The organism is Salipiger sp. (genome assembly GCF_048261495.1).
GTDB lineage: Bacteria > Pseudomonadota > Alphaproteobacteria > Rhodobacterales > Rhodobacteraceae > Salipiger.
In genome coordinates, this window is the sequence record NZ_JBLXFX010000001.1 from 474,855 (window position 1) to 493,721 (window position 18,867).

General features: G+C 66.6%; 17 protein-coding genes. 15 read left to right on the forward strand and 2 right to left on the reverse strand.

Going from position 1 to position 18,867, the window contains the following annotated elements; genetic code table 11:
- Positions 1 to 3: 3 nt before the first annotated feature.
- Complete coding sequence (gene fliP, locus ACN0RJ_RS02180; RefSeq protein ID WP_417718579.1) at positions 4 to 759, forward strand: flagellar type III secretion system pore protein FliP; 756 nt, start codon at positions 4 to 6, stop codon at positions 757 to 759.
- Between the two features lie 79 nt (positions 760 to 838).
- Here the strand turns inward: fliP and ACN0RJ_RS02185 are convergent, their stop codons facing one another.
- Positions 839 to 1,768: a rhodanese-related sulfurtransferase gene (locus ACN0RJ_RS02185; RefSeq protein WP_417723279.1), complete on the reverse strand. Its 930-nt coding sequence runs from the start codon at positions 1,766 to 1,768 to the stop codon at positions 839 to 841.
- A gap of 231 nt (positions 1,769 to 1,999) precedes the next feature.
- Here ACN0RJ_RS02185 and ACN0RJ_RS02190 point away from each other — a divergent pair, with 231 nt between their 5' ends.
- The 10 genes from ACN0RJ_RS02190 to ACN0RJ_RS02235 all read left to right on the forward strand — a co-directional run bounded on the left by ACN0RJ_RS02190 (position 2,000) and on the right by ACN0RJ_RS02235 (position 15,016).
- Positions 2,000 to 3,445, forward strand: a complete 1,446-nt coding sequence (locus tag ACN0RJ_RS02190) for an alanine/glycine:cation symporter family protein (protein WP_417718577.1) — start codon at positions 2,000 to 2,002, stop codon at positions 3,443 to 3,445.
- 107 nt (positions 3,446 to 3,552) lie between these two features.
- Positions 3,553 to 4,146 carry a bifunctional nicotinamidase/pyrazinamidase gene (gene pncA / locus ACN0RJ_RS02195; RefSeq protein WP_417723280.1) on the forward strand — a complete coding sequence of 198 codons (594 nt, stop codon included), beginning with the start codon at positions 3,553 to 3,555 and terminating at the stop codon, positions 4,144 to 4,146.
- Between the two features lie 70 nt (positions 4,147 to 4,216).
- Positions 4,217 to 6,565, forward strand: coding sequence for an ATP-binding protein (locus ACN0RJ_RS02200; protein WP_417723281.1), 2,349 nt, complete (start codon positions 4,217 to 4,219; stop codon positions 6,563 to 6,565).
- Positions 6,502 to 7,791: a nicotinate phosphoribosyltransferase gene (pncB, locus tag ACN0RJ_RS02205; RefSeq protein WP_417723282.1), complete on the forward strand. Its 1,290-nt coding sequence runs from the start codon at positions 6,502 to 6,504 to the stop codon at positions 7,789 to 7,791. The genes ACN0RJ_RS02200 and pncB overlap by 64 nt, the downstream gene beginning before the upstream one ends.
- 87 nt (positions 7,792 to 7,878) lie before the next feature.
- The gene (locus ACN0RJ_RS02210) at positions 7,879 to 9,300 is read left to right on the forward strand and encodes a homospermidine synthase (protein ID WP_417723283.1); all 1,422 of its coding nucleotides are present in this window, start codon (positions 7,879 to 7,881) and stop codon (positions 9,298 to 9,300) included.
- Positions 9,301 to 9,442: 142 nt separating this feature from the next.
- Positions 9,443 to 10,528 carry a histidinol-phosphate transaminase gene (hisC, locus tag ACN0RJ_RS02215; RefSeq protein WP_417723284.1) on the forward strand — a complete coding sequence of 362 codons (1,086 nt, stop codon included), beginning with the start codon at positions 9,443 to 9,445 and terminating at the stop codon, positions 10,526 to 10,528.
- Positions 10,525 to 11,436 carry a prephenate/arogenate dehydrogenase family protein gene (locus ACN0RJ_RS02220; RefSeq protein ID WP_417718571.1) on the forward strand — a complete coding sequence of 304 codons (912 nt, stop codon included), beginning with the start codon at positions 10,525 to 10,527 and terminating at the stop codon, positions 11,434 to 11,436. Before hisC ends, ACN0RJ_RS02220 begins: the two co-directional genes overlap by 4 nt.
- Positions 11,436 to 12,371: an extensin family protein gene (locus tag ACN0RJ_RS02225; RefSeq protein ID WP_417723285.1), complete on the forward strand. Its 936-nt coding sequence runs from the start codon at positions 11,436 to 11,438 to the stop codon at positions 12,369 to 12,371. Before ACN0RJ_RS02220 ends, ACN0RJ_RS02225 begins: the two co-directional genes overlap by 1 nt.
- A 418-nt stretch (positions 12,372 to 12,789) precedes the next feature.
- The gene (locus tag ACN0RJ_RS02230) at positions 12,790 to 14,181 is read left to right on the forward strand and encodes a M10 family metallopeptidase C-terminal domain-containing protein (RefSeq protein ID WP_417723286.1); all 1,392 of its coding nucleotides are present in this window, start codon (positions 12,790 to 12,792) and stop codon (positions 14,179 to 14,181) included.
- A 292-nt stretch (positions 14,182 to 14,473) separates the two neighbouring features.
- The gene (locus ACN0RJ_RS02235) at positions 14,474 to 15,016 is read left to right on the forward strand and encodes a hypothetical protein (RefSeq protein WP_417718568.1); all 543 of its coding nucleotides are present in this window, start codon (positions 14,474 to 14,476) and stop codon (positions 15,014 to 15,016) included.
- A 55-nt stretch (positions 15,017 to 15,071) separates the two neighbouring features.
- Here the strand turns inward: ACN0RJ_RS02235 and ACN0RJ_RS02240 are convergent, their stop codons facing one another.
- Positions 15,072 to 15,632 (reverse strand): TlpA disulfide reductase family protein, encoded by a 561-nt coding sequence (locus ACN0RJ_RS02240; protein WP_417718567.1) that lies wholly within the window; start codon positions 15,630 to 15,632, stop codon positions 15,072 to 15,074.
- 22 nt (positions 15,633 to 15,654) lie between these two features.
- On the opposite strand from ACN0RJ_RS02240, the gene argH reads away from it, so the two are divergent.
- The 4 genes from argH (at position 15,655) to lysA (ending at position 18,843) form a co-directional block, all read left to right on the forward strand.
- Positions 15,655 to 17,046, forward strand: coding sequence for an argininosuccinate lyase (gene argH, locus ACN0RJ_RS02245; RefSeq protein ID WP_417723287.1), 1,392 nt, complete (start codon positions 15,655 to 15,657; stop codon positions 17,044 to 17,046).
- A complete protein-coding gene (locus ACN0RJ_RS02250) occupies positions 17,043 to 17,225 on the forward strand; it encodes a hypothetical protein (protein WP_417718565.1) in 183 nt (60 codons plus the stop codon). The genes argH and ACN0RJ_RS02250 overlap by 4 nt, the downstream gene beginning before the upstream one ends.
- The gene (locus ACN0RJ_RS02255) at positions 17,222 to 17,368 is read left to right on the forward strand and encodes an argininosuccinate lyase (protein WP_417723288.1); all 147 of its coding nucleotides are present in this window, start codon (positions 17,222 to 17,224) and stop codon (positions 17,366 to 17,368) included. Before ACN0RJ_RS02250 ends, ACN0RJ_RS02255 begins: the two co-directional genes overlap by 4 nt.
- 209 nt (positions 17,369 to 17,577) lie before the next feature.
- Positions 17,578 to 18,843 (forward strand): diaminopimelate decarboxylase, encoded by a 1,266-nt coding sequence (gene lysA, locus ACN0RJ_RS02260; RefSeq protein ID WP_417723289.1) that lies wholly within the window; start codon positions 17,578 to 17,580, stop codon positions 18,841 to 18,843.
- The last annotated feature ends 24 nt before the right edge of the window (positions 18,844 to 18,867 follow it).

The following is an 18,867-nucleotide window of genomic DNA, read 5'->3' on the forward strand; positions in this document are numbered from 1 at the left end:
ATCATGACCCGTATCACGCAGGTCGGCGCAGGCGCCGGGATCGCCGCGTTCGTATTCGTCGTCGCGACGGCCCTGCCGGGAGAGGCCCTTGCGCAGGGTGTCTCCATCGACCTCGGCGAGGGTGGCTCCGTCACGGCGACAAGCCTGCAGCTCATCGCGCTGATCACCCTGCTGAGCCTGGCGCCGGGCATTGCCATCATGGTGACCTGCTTTCCCTTCCTCGTCACCGTCCTGTCGATCCTGCGGCAGGCGATCGGGTTGCAGCAGTCGCCGCCGAACATGCTCATCGTCAGCCTGGCGCTGTTCCTGACTTATTTCGTGATGGAGCCGACCTTCAGCGCGGCCTGGGAAAACGGGCTGCAACCGATGCTGGAAGAGCAGATCGACGCCGAGGAGGCGATTCCGAGAACCCTTGCGCCGTTCCGCGTCTTCATGGCCGGGCGGACGGATCCTAAGACCTTCGGCGCCATGGCGGACCTGCGCCCCGATGCGGCCGGGGCGACGCTGGACCCGGATGCGGACCTGTCCGTCCTCATCCCCAGCTTCATGCTGTCCGAAATTTCGCGCGCGTTTCAGGTCGGCTTCCTGATCTTCCTGCCGTTCCTGATCATCGACCTCGTGGTCGCCGCCGTGCTGATGTCGATGGGCATGATGATGGTGCCCCCCGCCATCGTCTCGTTGCCGTTCAAACTGGCATTCTTCGTCATCGCGGACGGATGGTCGCTGATCGCGGGGGCCCTCGTCAGGAGTTATTTCTGACGGCCTTCCGGATCGGACCCACACGGGGCAGAGGGCCGGATGCCATCGGTCCCGGCGGCGATCCCGCGGTCATGCGGGGTCAGCGGTCGGAATGATCCGGCGCCACGTCTTCGTGCAGGTGACGCTCGCCGCGGGCTTCGGCGAGGCGGATCTGCTTCTGCCTTTCGCGGAACCGGGCCTTGTCCTCCTCGCCGGTCTCCTCGGCGCATTGGTGGCAGGAGACGCCGTGCTCGTACTCCGGGCGGTCCCTGTCCGCGGGCAGGATCGGGCGGCGGCAGGCATGGCAGAGCAGATGCGGACCTTCGCGCAGGCCGTGTTCCACCGAGACCCGGCCATCGAACACGAAACAGGAACCGTGCCAGGCGCTGTCTTCCTCCGGCACCTCTTCAAGGTATTTCAGGATGCCGCCCCTGAGGTGGTAGACCTCGGGCACGCCCTGGCCGAGCAGCCAGTTGGTCGATTTCTCGCAGCGGATGCCGCCGGTGCAGAACATCGCGATCCGCTTGTTGTGGAACTGCTCCTTGTTCGCCTCCCACCAGGCCGGAAAGTCCCGGAAGGCGGTGGTTTTCGGGTCGACCGCGCCATCGAAACTGCCGATGGCGACCTCGTAATCGTTGCGCGTGTCGATCACCGCGACATCCGGCGCACGGATGAGGTCATTCCACTCGGCGGGTTCGACATAATGGCCGACCCGGGCAAGAGGGTCGACATCGGGCTGGCCCATGGTGACGATCTCGCGCTTGAGGCGGACCTTCATCCGGGCAAATGGCCGGTCGAGCGCGGTGGAGAGTTTCCACTCCAGCGACTCGCATCCCGGAAGCGCCCGCACATGCGCGAGCACGGCTTCGACCGCCTCGGCCGATCCGGCGATCGTGCCGTTGATGCCTTCCGCCGCCACCAGCAGCGTCCCCGTCACGCCGCGCGACCGGCAGAGATCGCGCAGGGGACCGATGAGGGCTTCCGGGTCGTCGAACCGGGTGAAATGGTAGAGTGCGCAGACCGTGAACATGGCCGCAGATGTAGGTCGCCGCCTTGCCCGTTGGCAAGATCGAAGAGGCCCGGAGTCCGCCCTGCGACCTGCCGAAATCGCGAGCGGTCGGCCGCCCTCTGCCGGAAATGACACCCATCGGGGCGTTTTTGACTGCCCTTTCGCCCCGTGTCGTCCTAGCCTCCCCCGGACGAGGGAAGCCTTTCCGCCTGCCGGAAAGGGCAACGACAAAAATGAAACGGGACTCGGCGAATGGGATTTCTGGACTCCATATTCAATGTCATCAATGACCTGACCTGGGGATGGGCGCTTGTGCCCTTCCTCGTGGTGTTGGGCGTATTCTTCACGATTGCCAGCGGGTTCGTGCAATTCCGGTTCTTCCGGCGCATGTTCAACGTCCTCACCGCAAGCAGCGAGACCGACGATCCGACCAAGATCAGCGCCCGCGAGGCCCTGCTCGTGTCGGTCGGCGGGCGCGTCGGGGGCGGCAATATCGCGGGTGTGGCCGTGGCCATCACCGCGGGCGGTCCCGGAGCGGTCTTCTGGATGTGGGCGATCGCGCTGGTCGGCATGTGCTCGGCCCTGATCGAGGCAACTCTGGCGCAGGCCTACAAGCGCACCTCGCCCGAGGGCGACTATCGCGGCGGTCCGGCGCGCGCGATCATCCACGGGCTCGGCGAGAATTACCGCTGGCTGGCCGTGATCTATTCGGTCTGCCTGATCGCCTCCTTCGCCATCGGCTTCAACGCCTTCCAGGGCAATACCGTGGCCGGTGCCGCGCAGGACAGCATGGGCATTCCGCGCATCGCGACCGGCGCGGTCCTCGCGGTGCTGACGGGTCTCATCGTCTACGGCGGCATTCATCGCATCGCCAAGGCGGCGGATGTCATCATTCCCGTCATGGCCATCGGCTACATCGGCATGGCGCTGCTGATCATCCTGCTCAACATCACCAGCCTGCCGGGGGTGATCTGGGACATCGTCGCAAATGCGCTCGGGTTCCGCGAGGCTGTTGCGGGCGGCATGGGTGCGGCCATCGCTCAGGGCCTGCGGCGGGGTCTGTTCTCGAACGAGGCCGGGCTCGGCTCGGCGCCCAACGTCGCGGCCACGGCCTACAACCTGCATCCGGTGAGCCAGGGCATCACGCAGAGCTTTTCGGTCTTCATCGACACGATCATCATCTGCTCCTGCACTGCCTTCGTCATCCTTCTGGGCGATGTCTACGTTCCGGGGGCCGAGGGCGTCGACGGCGTGTCCCTGACCCAGCAGAGCATGGTGTCGCACGTGGGTGGTTGGGCGCAGTACTTCCTGACCTTCGCCATCCTGTTGTTTTCGTTCAGTTCCATCATGTACAACTACTACCTTGGGGAAAATGCGCTCAGCTTCATGACGGAGAAGCCGATGGCGCTGCACATCCTGCGCATCGTCATCATCGGGATCGTCTTCCTCGGGGCGACGGCGCCGGCCGCGACCGCGGTCTTCTCGTTCTCGGATCCGATGATGGGCATTCTGGCGGTGGTGAACCTGCTGGCCCTGATGATGCTGTTCCCGATTGCGCTGCGCCTGATCAAGGACTTCCGCGACCAGGTTTCGGCGGGTGTGGCGAAGCCGGTGTTCGACCCGGCGAAGTTCCCCGATCTCGACGTGGACGTGACCGCCTGGCCGGACGCGCCTTCGGCGGCCAGGGCAGCCGGCTGATCGCCGGATGAACCGGCGGGGCGGGCGTCCGGAGAGGCCCGCCCCGCCGCATTGACCTTCCCGGCGGGGGCGGTCAGGATTCCGGCCACAAGCAGGGAGATCCGGCAATGCGCGCGCTCATCGTCATAGACATCCAGAACGATTTCTGTCCCGGTGGAGCGCTGGCCGTGACCGGGGGGGATGCCATCGTGGCGCAGGTCAACGACATGATGGCGCAGTTCGATGCGGTTGTGCTCACTCAGGACTGGCATCCGGCGGGGCATTCCTCCTTTGCCTCCTCCCATCCCGGCAAGGCGCCCTTCGGGACCACCGAGATGCCGTACGGAACCCAAGTGCTCTGGCCAGATCACTGCGTCATCGGAACCGACGGGGCCGCCTTTCATCCGGCGCTGAACGGCGACCGCGCGGATCTGGTCCTGCGCAAGGGGTTCCGGCCGGGGATCGACAGTTACTCAGCATTCTTCGAAAATGATCGCAAGACTCCGACGGGGCTGGAGGGCTACCTGCGAACGCGCGGGATCGAGGATCTGACGCTGGTCGGGCTGGCGACCGATTTTTGCGTGAATTACTCGGCGGTTGACGCGGCGACGCTCGGGTTTCGCGTGACCGTGGCGCAGGAAGCCTGCCGCGCGATCGACTTGGACGGATCGCTCTCTGCGGCTCTGGACGGGATGCGCGCCGCAGGGGTGACGCTCGCCTGAAGGCGGTTGCGGATTTATTAACCCGAATGGGCCAAGAAAGTCCTGAACCAGGACCGGGAAAGCCCGCCAGATGGCGACATCGCCGATTGCCGAGACTCAGACGCTCGCCGCGTTCGAGGAGGAGAACAGCGCCGCCGGACGGCTTCGGCGCTATGCGCGCGGGCGCGTGCGCCACTACCCGGCCCGGCAGATCGCCACGGTCGCCGGCGGGCTGGCGCTGGGGTTGCTGGTGTCGCCGGTCGTCGGAACCTCCGCTGCGGCCATTGCCCTTCTGGGCGAGGCCGTGGATTGCGAGGTCCTGCGCCGGGTGCCCGATGCCCTGCGGACGGGAACGACGCCGGAGCGGCTTCGCGTTCTGACCAGCGCCACCGCCGGGCTGCAGGCGCTGACGATCTCGGGCTGCGTCCTGACGGCCCAGTTCACGGCGATCGGGGGGGAGGCATCGCTCTTTGCCTTCTCCTTCCTCGCTGCGGCGGTGCTGAATGCCGGGGTGGTGATGTCGCACCAGCCCTCGGCCGCGCGGGTCCGGATCGTGATCTATGCGGTGACCGCGCTGATCGGCATGGCGGCCGAGCTGACGGTCGAGGAGACGCCGGAGGGGCTGATCTACGACCTCTTCGGTCTCTCCATGATGGCCTTCATCAGCTATGTGTTCATCCGCTTCGTGCACGGGGCGCACCGGCGACGAACGGAGGACAGCCGCCGCCTGCTCGAAGGGCAGGAGGCGCTGGAGCGGGCCAACCGCGACCTTCGCCAACGCGAGGCCGAAGTGCGGCAACTCGCGCTCGTGGCGCGGCACACCAACGACTCCATCGTGCTGTTCGACCCGGGCGGCCGCATCCTCTGGGTGAACGAGGGGTTTACCCGAATGAGCGGCCACGCGCCCGAGGACGCGATCGGGCGCACCGCCGAACTCTGGCGCGGGCCGGATACGGATCCGGCGGTTGCGGAGGCCATCGCGGATGCCGTCCGCGCCGGGCGCTCTCATCGGGCCGAGGTGGTGAACTACGCCCGGAGCGGGCAGAAGATCTGGGTCGATTCCGAGGTGGTGCCGATCATGTCCGCCTCCGGTGCGCTCGAATGCATCGTGGCGACGGAGCGGGACATGACCGAAACCCGGAAACGCGCCGTCGAACTGGCCCTCGCCAAGGAGCGGGCGGAGGAGGGGGCGCGTGCCAAGGCCGCGTTCCTCGCCACGATGAGCCACGAGATCCGCACGCCGATGAACGGCATCATCGGCATGGCGGATCTTCTCGCCGACGGGCCGCTGGCGCAGGAACAGAGGCTTTATGCCGACACGATCCGCAACTCGGCGGAGGCGTTGCTCAAGATCATCAACGACATCCTCGAATATTCGAAGCTCGAGGCCGACAAGATGCCCATCGTGGAGGAGCCGTTCTCGCTGTCCTCCTGCATTCGCGACGCGGTCGAGATCCTGAGACCGCAGGCGCGCGAAAAGCATCTCTATCTCGACCTCTGTCATCACGATCCCCTGCCGGAGGCAGTGACCGGGGACAGTGGCCGATTGCGGCAGATCCTCATCAATCTGCTCGGCAACGGCATCAAGTTCACCGATGCCGGCGGGGTGACCCTGACCACCAGGGTCCGGCCCTCGTCCGAGGGCTTCCGCCTGACGGTACAGGTGCAGGATACCGGGATCGGCGTGCCCGGCGACCGGGCCGAAAAGGTCTTTGACCAGTTCGAACAGGCCGATGCCGAGACCACGCGGAAATACGGTGGCACCGGGCTCGGGCTGGCCATCTCGCGGGAACTGGCGCGCCGCATGGGCGGCGATCTCGTCATCGTCGAGGGCAACGGCAAGGGCGCCTGTTTCGAACTTCGCCTGGTTCTGTCGAAGGCGCGCCCGGAGATGGCGGAGGCCGTGGCCTCGCCACAGGGAGGCGCGCCCCGCCCCCTCGCGCCCATGCGTCTGTTGCTGGCCGAGGACAACGCGACCAACCGTCTGCTCGTACAGCGGTTCCTGCGCGGGCAACCGATCACCCTGACGGAGGCGAAGAACGGCCGCGAAGCCGTCGACATGACACGGCTGTCGCCGCCCGACGTCATCCTCATGGACATGTCGATGCCGGTACTCGACGGGCTGGAAGCCACGCGCGAGATTCGCGCGCTCGACCTGCCGCAGCCGCGGATCATCGCCTTGACTGCCAACGCATTTCTCGGTGACCGGGAGGATTGCATCGGCGCCGGAATGGACGATTTCCTCAGCAAGCCGCTTCGCAAGTCCGAATTGCTCGCCGCGCTGTCGAGATCGCAGGAGCCGCGGGACAAACCGCTTTGCCCGCCGCCACGGGATGCCGTATCACAGGGGGCACCCGCTGTGAACGAGGCCCCGCATTGGACATCGCCACCCGAGTCTGGAACCACAAGTGGAAGATCGATCCGATCGTCCGCTCGCTGATCGACACCGACTTCTACAAGCTCCTGATGTGCCAGTCGGTGTTCCACAACCGCTCCCGCGTTCAGGTCACCTTCAGCCTGATCAACCGGTCCCGGCACGTGCCGTTGGCCACCCTGATCGACGAGGGCGAGTTGCGCGAACAGCTCGACCACATCCGGTCGTTGTCGCTGACCCGCGGCGAGAGCACCTGGCTGCGCGGCAACACCTTCTACGGCAAGCGCCAGATGTTCCGCCCGGATTTCATGGAGTGGTTCGAGGGGCTGCGGCTTCCGCCGTACTTTCTGGAGCGCGTGGGCGATCAGTACGAGCTGACCTTCGAAGGGTCCTGGCCCGAGGTCATGCTCTGGGAAATCCCGGCGCTCGCGGTGTTGATGGAGCTGCGCGGCCGTGCCGTCCTGCACGACATGGCGCGTTTCGAACTTCAGGTTCTCTATGCCCGCGCCATGACGAAGCTCTGGCAGAAGATCGAACGCTTGCGCGAGGTGCCCGGCCTCAGGATCGCGGATTTCGGAACCCGCCGGCGTCACAGCTTTCTCTGGCAGGACTGGTGCGTGCAGGCGATGACCGAGGGGCTCGGCTCAGCGTTCACCGGGACGTCGAACTGCCTGATCGCGAAGAACCGCGACCTCGAGGCGATCGGCACCAATGCCCACGAACTGCCCATGGTCTATGCCGCGCTCGCCAAGGATGATGCCGCGCTGGCCGCCGCGCCCTACGACGTTCTGGCCGATTGGCACCGCGAGCACGAGGGCAACCTGCGCATCATCCTTCCCGACACCTACGGCACCGAAGGGTTCCTGCAGCGCGCGCCGGACTGGCTGGCGGGCTGGACCGGCATCCGGATCGACAGCGGCGATCCCGAGACGGGGGCGGAGATCGCGATCCGCTGGTGGCAGGAGCGGGGAGAGGATCCGCGTCAGAAGCTTGTGATCTTCTCGGACGGGCTGGACGTGGACAAGATCGTCGATCTGCACGCCAAATTCTCCGGTCGGGTGCGTGTGTCCTTCGGCTGGGGGACGCTGCTCACCAACGATTTCCGCGGCCTCGCGCCCGACGACCGGCTGGCCCCGTTCAGCCTGGTCTGCAAGGCGGTCAGCGCGAACGGTCACCCCACGGTCAAGCTGTCGGACAATCCGAACAAGGCGATGGGCCCGGCCGAGGAGCTTGCCCGTTACAAGCGCGTTTTCGACGTGGGTGCCCAGGAAGCGCGCGAAGTGATCGTCTGAGCGCGCGGCACCCCGGCGCGGGCGGTTGCGGCCGCGCCATCCGGTGCTAGGTGCTGGGACGACCGCATTTCAGAGGATTCAGGACCCATGGCGCAGGATCACCCCGTTTACGGCCGTATCGACGGCCCCGTCGTGATGATCGGCTTCGGCTCCATCGGCAAGGGAACCTGGCCGCTGATCGAGCGGCATTTCGAATACGACGCGGACCAGTTCGTCGTCATCGAACCCGACGCCCGCCAGGCGAACTTCCTGCGCCAGCACAAGATCCGGCATCTTCAGATCGCGCTCAAGCCCGAGAACCATCGCGAGGTGCTGGGAGAGCTGTTTCGCGGGGGCAAGGGGTTTTGCGTGAACCTGTCGGTGGACACGTCCTCGCTCGACCTCATGCGGGTCTGCCGCGAGCTTGGCGTGCTTTACATCGACACCGTGGTCGAGCCCTGGGCGGGGTTCTATTTCGACACCCGAGACAACGCGGCGCGCACCAATTATGCGCTGCGCGAGTCCGTCCGCGCGGAAAAGCTCGCGCAGCCGGGCGGGCCGACGGCGGTCAGCTGCTGCGGCGCCAATCCCGGCATGGTCAGCTGGTTCGTGAAGGAGGCGCTGATGACGCTCGCCCGCGATACCGGGCGCGAGCAGGCGCCGCCGACGGATCGCGCCGGCTGGGCACGCCTCATGCAGTCGCTCGGGGTCAAGGGCGTTCACATCGCCGAGCGCGACACGCAGGCCCGGCGAAAGCCGAGGCCGCGCGGCGTGTTCGTCAACACCTGGTCGGTGGAGGGGTTCATCTCGGAAGGGTTCCAGCCCGCCGAACTCGGCTGGGGCACGCACGAAACCTGGTTCCCCGACAACGGCCACCGGCACGACACCGGCTGCAAGGCGGGAATCTGGCTCGACCGGCCGGGGGCGATCACCCGCGTCCACACATGGTGCCCGACGCCGGGTCCGCAGTTCGGTTTTCTCGTGACGCACAACGAGGCGATCTCGATCGCGGATTACTACACGGTGGGCGAGGCGGATGCGCCGGCGTTCAGGCCCACGTGTCACTATGCCTATCATCCGTCGGACGATGCGGTGCTGTCGCTTCACGAGATGTTCGGGTCGGGGCGCCAGCAGACGAGTCATCACATTCTCGACGTCGACGAGATCGTGGAGGGGATCGACGAGTTGGGCGTGCTGCTCTACGGCCACGAGAAGAACGCGCTCTGGTACGGCTCCCGCCTGTCGAACGAGGAAGCGAAGGAGCTTGCGCCCTTCCAGAACGCCACCGGGCTGCAGGTGACGAGCGCGGTGCTGGCCGGGATGGTCTGGGCGCTCGAGAACCCGGAGGCCGGGATCGTCGAAACCGACGAGATGGACCATGCCCGCTGCCTCCACGTACAGCGGCCCTACCTCGGGCCGGTCGAAGCGCATTACACCGACTGGACGCCGCTTCAGGACCGGTGGGAGCATTTCCCGGAAGACATCGACGAGAGCGATCCCTGGCAGTTCCGCAATGTCCTCGCCACCTGAGGGCCGCGATTTGCCGTCGAAGGATCGTCTCCCGCGGGAGGCGTGGTGCTGCGTCCATTTGGTGCTGCCATCAGACATGCCGAGGCTGGCATACCTTCGCCAGCCACGATAGAACATCGCGGAGCATTTCGGGGGATACGTCATGGCAGGCATCGAGCCGCAAAGCGGCATCATGGAGATTGCGCTTTACGTCGGCGGCAAGTCGTCCGTGGACGGCGTGTCGAATGTCATCAAGCTCAGCTCGAACGAGAATCCGTTCGGACCGTCGCAGGCGGCCCAGGATGCCGTGCGCCGCTCCATGCACGAGATGCACCGCTATCCGTCGACCGATCACGCGGCCCTGCGCGGCGCCATCGCCGAGGTCTACGGGCTCGACGCCGCGCGCATCATCTGCGGGGTCGGCTCGGACGAAGTGCTGCAGTTCATCGCCCAGGCCTATGCCGGCCCCGGCGACGAGGTGATCCATACCGAGCACGGCTTTGCCATGTACCGGATCCTGGCCCATGCGGTCGGCGCGACCCCCGTCGAGGTGCCCGAACGCGAGCGCGTGGTCTGCGTCGACAACATCCTTGCCGCCTGCAACGAGCGCACCAGGATCGTCTTCATCGCCAACCCGAACAACCCCACGGGCACGATGATCGGCATGGCCGAGATCGAGCGTCTCGCGGAAAACCTGCCCCCGCAGGCGATCCTGGTGCTCGACGGCGCCTATGCCGAATTCGTCGAAGGCTACGACGGCGGCGCGCGGCTGGTGGCGGCGCGGGACAACGTGCTGATGACGCGCACCTTCTCGAAGATCTACGGTCTCGGCGGGATCCGGGTCGGCTGGGGCTATGGCCCGCAGGCGATCATCGACGTGCTGAACCGCGTCCGCCAGCCCTTCAACCTGTCCAACATCGCGCTGACCGCGGCCGAAGCGGCGGTGCGCGATACGGCCTATGTCGAAAAGTGCCGAGCCGAGAATTCGCGTCTGCGCGCCTGGCTGGCCGAGGCGCTGGCAGAACACGGCGTGCCCTCGGATGCCTCGACCGCCAACTTCGTCCTCGCCCGGTTCGGCGATCCCGACGAGGCAGCGGCCTGCGACACCTACCTGCAGGGACAGGGTATCCTGATCCGCCGCGTCACCAGCTACAAACTGCCCGCCGCGCTGCGCATCACCGTCGGGGACGAGGCTTCGTGCCGCCGGGTGGCCCATTGCATCGGCCTGTTCAAGGCGGGGGCCCGATGAGCTATCGCCGCGTTGCGCTGATCGGCCTCGGGCTGATCGCGTCGTCCATGTACTGGGCGATGAAACGGACAGGCGCGGAAGTGCACGTGACCGGCTATGCCCGCACCGCGGAAACCCGCGAGACGGCGCGGCGCATCGGGCTGTGCGACGAGGTCTGCGAGACGGCCGAAGAGGCCGTGCAGGGCGCCGATCTGGTGGTCCTCGCGGTGCCCGTGGGCGCGATGGGGCGCGTGGCCGAGACGATCGCCCCGCATCTCAAGCCCGGCTGCACCGTGACCGACGTCGGCTCGGTCAAGCGCTCGGTGATGGAGGCCGTGGGCCCGTTCATGCCCGAGGGCGTCCACTTCGTCGCCGCGCACCCGATGGCGGGCACCGAGCATTCGGGCCCGGAATCCGGCTTTGCGCAGCTTTTCGACAACCGCTGGTGCCTTATCGTGCCGGGAGACGCCGACGAGGCTGCGACCGCCGCACTCGAGACGTTCTGGCGCTCGCTCGGGGCCAATACCGAACGGATGGAGGTCGATCATCACGACCTCGTCTGCGCGGTGGTGAGCCACATTCCCCACCTCATCGCCTACACGATGGTCGGTGTCGCGGACGACCTGGCGCGGGTTTCGGACCAGGAAGTCATCAAGTTCTCGGCCGCCGGGTTCCGGGACTTCACCCGCATCGCGGCCTCGGACCCGACCATGTGGCGGGACGTCTTCCTGACCAACAAGCAGGCGACGCTCGAGATCCTCGGACGCTTCACCGAAGAGCTCTTTGCCCTGCAACGGGCGATCCGGACGGGTGACGGCGACACGCTTTTCGAGTATTTCACTCATACGCGCGAGATCCGCCGGGGCATTCTTCAGGCCGGGCAGGACACGAGCGCACCGGATTTCGGACGGATCAAGGTGGACAAGTGATGCGGGCAAGGGTGGTACTGGCGGGTCTTCTGGTCGCGGCTCTTCCGGCCCTTGCAGAGGCTCCCGACAGTTCGGCCTGGCCCGTTTCGCGGACCGATACCGGCTCCGCGACCCCCATCGCCGCTACCGTCGATGCCGCGCTGCCGGACCCGGCCGCGCCGGACGGGCTGGCGGGCTTTCGGCCGGTGCAGCGCCCCGCCGCGCTGGAAAGGACCCTGAACGAGCGCCTTGCCTACGAATTGCGGGCGGCGGGCATTCCGGGGTTCGTGCCCGAGGATGCCGCCGTGGCCATCGCGCGGTCGCAGGCCTTTGCCGCGCGCTCTCCGCTGGCGGTGGCGCAGGTTCTGCGCCCGGAGGTCCGCCCCGCCGCGATGGTCGAGCGGGTGATGGCCAAGCGCCGTGAACGGGCGCGCGGCGCGGTCTGCGGCGACATCTCGCTTCAGGGCGAGGCGGTCGGCTACGTGCCCGGCGCGGTATCGGGCTGCGGGGTTCAGGACGCGGTCAAGCTGCGCTCGGTCTCCGGGGTGACGCTCAGCCAGACGGCGGTGATGGACTGCGGCACGGCGAAGGCGCTGAAGCGCTGGGTCGAGAAGGGGCTGAAACCCTCGGTCGGCAGCTATGGCGGCGGGGTCGCCGCATTGCGGGTCGCGGCGCATTACGCCTGCCGGTCCCGCAACAACCAGCGGGGCGAGAAGATCAGCGAACACGGCAAGGGCCGCGCCATCGACATTGCCGCGATCCGGCTTAGGAACGGTGACGAACTCAGCGTTCTGGGCGACTGGGGCGGCGGCGCCGAAGGGCGGATCCTGCGGCAGGCGCACAAGTCCGCCTGCGGACCCTTCGGAACGGTTCTCGGACCCAACGCCAACGCCTTTCACCGCGATCATTTCCACTTCGATACCGCGCGCTACCGCTCCGGCTCCTATTGCCGCTGAGGGTCGGGGCCCGGAAAACAGTCCTTTTCCGATCCGGAAACGGTGTCCGGCGGACCGCCCCCCCGGCGCACCTGGCCGACCACAACTGCGTGATCCGGGGCAGGGGACGGGTGCGCGCGCGGGGTCGGAGGGCAATATCCGCTTAACTCTCTGCGCAGGAAAGAGATTTCGCTGCGGGGCCCGCTCCGGGCTGTGGCCGGTGCGGAAACAGTACCGCGAAACGGCTCCGCATTGCCCCGCCGGAATATAGGTAATGTCAACCGAAAATTGTTGAAAAACAGCGGCATGACGGGCGCATCCCGCCTGCCCGACGCGCGCCGCCTTTGCGCAACAGGCCGGGGCCGGGCACCGGCGGGGCAGTTGACTCGGCAGGTCGCGGCCCCTCACATTCGGCGCGAAAAATCCGGAGGCATCAGGTATGGATTCAGTCGTCGTCACGCAAAGCAGGATCTACTCGGTCATAGACGGAACGGGAGCGACCACCGAGATCCTGAACGGTCTTCCGGAACAGGCAACCGACATCACCGTCGCCCCGGACGGCACGATCTACGTGCTGTCCTTCAACGGGCTCTACCGGGTCGGCGCGCTGCCGGGGCTGATCATCGAGAAGGTGGTCGACTACACCGGGCGCTTTGCCAACGGGCTCGGGGTGGACGCGCAGGGCAACCTCTACGTGAGCTTCGACGACGAGCAGAGGATCGAAGTGCTGAACGGCACCACGCTCGCCGTTTCCCGGTACATCAATCTCGGGGTCGGCAACGGCTCGGAGGGTGATATCGTCGTCACCGGCAACACGCTCTACATGTCGACGAGCGACGGCACGCTGCTCACGGTCAACCTGACCACGGATACCGTCGTGCGCAGCGTCGAGCATCACGATTCCCCGGTCTATGGTCTCAGCCTCAACGGCGCGCGCCTGCTGGCCTACTCGGTGGGCGCCGTCTACGCGGTCAACCCGGTGACGGGCGCGTCGGCCAATCTCGGAACGGTCGCGGTCGAAGGCACCGTGCTCGGGGCCGCGCCGATCGCGGATTTCTACGACACGCTCGGCGGGCTCGGGAACGATTCGCTTTATGGTACGCTCTTCGATGACCGGATCTTCGGCGGGGCGGGCAATGACACGCTGATGGGTGGCCCCGGCAACGATTCCCTGATCGGCGGCGGCGGGGCGGATCACCTCGTCGGCGGCGAGGGCATCGATACGGCCAGCTACGTGAGTTCGACCCGCTCCGTGCGCGTGGACCTTCAGAACAGCCAGTTCATGTACGGCGACGCGGTGGGAGACACCTACGACAGCATCGAGATCTATCAGACCGGCAACACCGTCGACCAGCTTCGCGGCGATTCCTCGGCCAATACCTTTTACGCGGGCGGCCTGTCGGACCGGCTCTACGGCCGTGGCGGCAACGATCGCCTTTTCGGCGAAGGGGGCGCGGATGCCTTCTACGGCGGGCTCGGCGCGGATACGATGACCGGCGGTGACGATGCCGACCGGCGGGACCGCTATATCTACTTCAACATCGCGGAATCCGGCGTCGGTGCCGGGCATCGCGATGTCATCACCGATTTCGTGGCCGGCGAGGACCGGATCGAGATTTCGCGCTTCGATGCGGACACCACGACCTCGGGCAAGCAGCGGTTCACATTCATCGGGGATGACCCGCTGTCCGGCACCGCGGGAGAGCTGGGCTATCGCCACGAGAACGGCCACACCATCGTGCAGGCCGATGTCGATGGCGACGGCGTCGCGGATTTCGAGATCCTGCTGCTGGGCATGATGGATCTGACTGCGAACGATTTCCTGATCTGATCGCGAAGACTGCGCGACCCGACCATCCAGGACGGGCCATTGCCAGGACGGCGATGGCCCGTCTTGCGTTGTATCAGGTCGGCGGTGCGCCACGTTCCGCGGCGATTCGGCAAGGAATGCGGCCTGAATGTGGCGCGATTCCCGTGCAAATCCGAAACGGTTCCGCAGCCCGCCCGCCATTGTTCCAACGATCCCCGATATTGCGGCGGGATTGCGGCAAAGTCTTGATCTCTGACAGAATTTCGTCAAATTCGAAGCATGGGTGGGGGCCCATGAACCAGAGAGATCGTCCATGCGAGCCCTTGTCCTTGCCGTTCTGGCCGCCCTTTTCTCCTCGCAGGCTTCGGCCGACATCAGCTGGCAGACCGCGCGCATGGCGCCGGGGTCGCTGATGGTGATGGAAGACGAGCGAGGCGCCGTGACGAGCCACGTGGCACGGGGGCAAGCCGGCGGTCTGTTTCGGTTCGATACGTATGAGGGACGTGGCCAAAGGGCTGTATTCGTCGGCAGCTACTACACCAACGACCGGGGAGAGGTTGTTCGCAGCCTCTCCGTGGATGGCGGCCTGACGCGCTATGAGCCTCATCGCTGTGCGAGGACAGTCGGGGTGTGCGATTACGTGATCGTGCATCCCGACGGGTTCCGCGAATCCCGCAAGCGGGTGTCGCGGGAGACCGCCCTCGGCGTGGCCTGGAAGGAATGGGGCCTCGACGGTCTGGTGGCAACGGGCGGGATCGAGCTCGACAAGATCGGGGCGGCGCGCAAGTCCTGGCGGCGCGATCACCAGAGCGGCCGGCAGACCCGGTCAAAGCGGATCATGATGGCGGTCCGCTGACAGTTTCGGCGGGCAAGGATGCGGACGGGGCGGAACCATTCCGCCCCTTGTCGTGTCAGCCCCCCGCGCCGGTCAGCGCCGACAGCAGCGCGCGGGCGTCGTCGGAATGCCAGTCGGCCTCGCCCAGCAGACGGGCGACTTCGCGCCCTTCGGGATCGAGAATGACCGTCACCGGCAGGGCGAGAATGCCCATCTCGCGCGCGAGGGCCGAGCGCGGGTCGCGATGCAGGGGAAGGTTGTCGATACCCTTTTCGTCAAAGAAGGTCTGCATTGCCGGAGGCGGGTTGCGCCCGGTGGCGATGGTCACGACCTCGAAGGTGTCGCCGCCCATGTCGCGTTGAAGCGCGGCCAGCGTCGGCATCTCCTTCTTGCAGGGCGCACACCATGTGGCCCAGAAGTTGACCAGCACCCATTTTCCCGACCAGTCCGAGAGCGAGAGCGGCGCATCGTCGAAAGTGACGAACTCCGACCGGCCCGCGGCCTGTGCCTCGGGGTGAAAGGTCAGCTTGCGCATGTCGCCCGACTGGACGCCCTTGGCGGCGGCGACATCGGCAAACCCCGGATTTGCAAGCGCCAGAGACGCGGTATACAGGAGCGCAAGCGCGATTTTCTTCATATTCCCTCCGGAAAGGCTTCCCATGACCGACAAGACCTCGAACCAGATGTGGGGCGGACGCTTTGCTGCGGGGCCGGATGCGATCATGGAAGCGATCAACGCCTCCATCGGGTTCGACAAGCGGCTCGCGGCGCAGGATATCGCCGGATCGAGAGCCCATGCCGCCATGCTGGCCGCCACGGGCATCGTGGACAGTAGCGATGTCGAGACCATCCGGGAAGGTCTGCTCACGGTGTTGTCAGAGATCGAGGAGGGCAAGTTCGTCTTCTCGACCGCGCTGGAGGACATCCACATGAACGTGGAGGCGCGGCTGAAGCAGCTGATCGGCGATCCGGCGGGGCGCCTGCACACCGCCCGGTCGCGCAACGACCAGGTGGCGACGGATTTCAAACTCTGGGTCCGGGATCAGTTCGACGCCTTCGAACAGGGGCTCCTGGCGCTGATGCGCGCGCTGGTCGGACAGGCCGAGGCCGGGGCGGATTGGGTGATGCCGGGCTTCACCCATCTCCAGACCGCGCAGCCGGTGACCTGGGGCCATCACATGATGGCCTATGTCGAGATGTTCGGCCGCGACCTGTCGCGCTGCCGCGACGCGCGGGCGCGGATGAACGAATGTCCCCTGGGCGCGGCGGCACTGGCGGGCACCGGCTTTCCCATCGACCGGCACATGACGGCCGGGGCGCTGGGCTTCGACCGTCCGGCCGCCAATTCGCTCGACGCGGTGTCGGACCGGGATTTCGCGCTGGAATTCCTGTCGGTCGCGTCGATCTGCGCCGTGCACCTGTCGCGCCTGGCCGAAGAGCTGGTGATCTGGTCCTCTGCGCAGTTCCGGTTCGTGGCGCTGTCGGACCGGTTCTCGACCGGGTCGTCGATCATGCCGCAAAAGAAGAACCCCGATGCGGCGGAACTGATTCGCGCCAAGATCGGGCGGATCTTCGGGGCGAACGTGGCGCTGACGCTGGTGATGAAGGGTCTGCCGCTGGCCTATTCCAAGGACATGCAGGAAGACAAGGAACAGGTCTTCGACGCTGCGGACAACCTGATGCTGGCGCTGGCCGCGATGGAGGGGATGGTGCGGGACATGACCGCGAACGTTCCCGCGCTGGAGGCGGCGGCGGCCTCGGGCTTCTCGACGGCGACGGATCTTGCCGACTGGCTGGTCCGCGAAACCGGCCTGCCGTTCCGCGACGCGCACCACGTCACCGGCGCGCTGGTGGCCATGGCAGAGAGCAAGGGCTGCGATCTGCCGGAGCTGTCCCTGGCCGATATGCAATCCGTTCACGATGCCATCAGCGAGGGTATCTTTGACGTTCTGGGCGTGCATAATTCCGTCGCGAGCCGCCTGAGCTACGGCGGCACCGCCCCGGTTCGCGTGCGCGAGCAGGTGGCCCGCTGGAGAGAGGTTCTGGCATGACACGGATCGCGATGATCGGGGCCGTTGCCCTTCTGACCGCTTGCGGAAGCGCCGAAGAGGGCGCGCCGCCGCTGAAACCGCAGTTGAACACCAGCATCGTGGTCGGGCCGAACGGCGTGCGGACCTCCACCGGCGTGTCGGTGCGGCAGGGGCCGGTGTCGCTGGGGATCCGGCTGTGAGGGCGCTTCTCGCGGTATTCGGGCTGGCGCTGCTCGGCGGTTGCGGCGCGGATGGCGAGCCGGTCCGGCCCGAGCCCCGCGCAAGGACCGGCGCAATCAGCATCGACATTTCCGGCTCCGCGGAGATCGGCGTCCGGGGCTGATCCGGCGGAGCGCCTTTCAGGCGCGCCTGGTCTCTCGCCTGCGGCCTTCCGGCCTCCGGCTCGGCGCCCCCCGGCCGGCGTGACGCAGCATTCGCAGGTCGGGCGGGTGGCCGGCATTTCCATAATGAATGTCCGACGGGACGGCAGCGGGGACTGGTGCGTCGCGGCGCTCTGCGCTATGGCGGCGCGGTCAATCTTGCGGGGCTGGAATGGATCATTTTCTTTATCGCGACGGGGCCCTGTATGCCGAGGACGTGTCGGTTCGGGAGATCGCGGCCACGGTCGGAACTCCGTTCTACTGCTATTCCACGGCAACCCTGATGCGCCATTTCCGGCTGTTCGACGAGGCGCTGTCCTGGGGGCCGCACCTGGTCTGCTACGCGATGAAGGCGGCGTCGAACCAGGCGATCCTCAAGACCCTGGCCGAGGCCGGCGCCGGCATGGACGTGGTGTCGGGCGGGGAATACGCCCGCGCCCGCGCCGCGGGCGTTCCGGGCGAGCGCATCGTCTTCTCCGGCGTCGGCAAGACGCGGGAGGAGATCCGCACCGCGCTGGAGGGCGGTATCCGCCAGTTCAACATCGAGAGCGAGCCCGAGATGCGGGCAATCTCCGAGGTGGCGTCGGCGCTGGGCGTGGTCGCTCCGGTGACGGTGCGGGTCAATCCGGACGTGGATGCAAAGACCCATGCCAAGATCGCCACCGGCAAGAGCGAGAACAAGTTCGGCATTCCCATCGCCCGCGCGCGCGAGGTCTATGCCGAGGCCGCGGCGCTTCCGGGATTGAAGGTGATCGGGATCGACGTGCACATCGGCTCCCAACTGACCGATCTGGAACCCTTCCGGCAGGCCTATCGCAAGGTCGCCGCGCTGACCGCCGCGCTGCGGGCGGACGGACACGGGATTTCCCGGCTCGACCTGGGCGGCGGGCTGGGCATTCCCTATACCCGCAGCAACGAAGCGCCGCCGCTGCCGGTGGAATACGGTCAGATGATCCGCGAGGAACTGGGCGATCTCGGCTGCGAGATCGAGATCGAGCCGGGGCGCCTGATTGCCGGGAATGCGGGGATCCTCGTGTCCCGGGTGATCTATCTCAAGCAGGGCGAGGGGCGGGATTTCCTGATCCTCGATGCCGCGATGAACGATCTGATCCGGCCCGCCATGTACGATGCCCATCACGACATCGTCCCGGTGACCGAGGCCGCGCCGGGAGCCGAGCAGGCGGCCTATGACATCGTCGGCCCGGTCTGTGAATCCGGCGATACCTTCGCGAAGGCGCGGATGATGCCGCCGGTGGGCGAGGGCGATCTCGTGGCGTTCCGCTCGGCCGGCGCTTACGGTGCGGTCATGTCTTCGGAGTACAATACCCGGGCACTCGTACCCGAGGTGCTGGTGAAAGATGATCAATTCGCCGTCATTCGCAGGAGACCGAGCTTTGACGAGATCATAAACCGCGATAGCATTCCCGAGTGGCTGTAGGGCATCCCTCCTGCGGCCGACGGA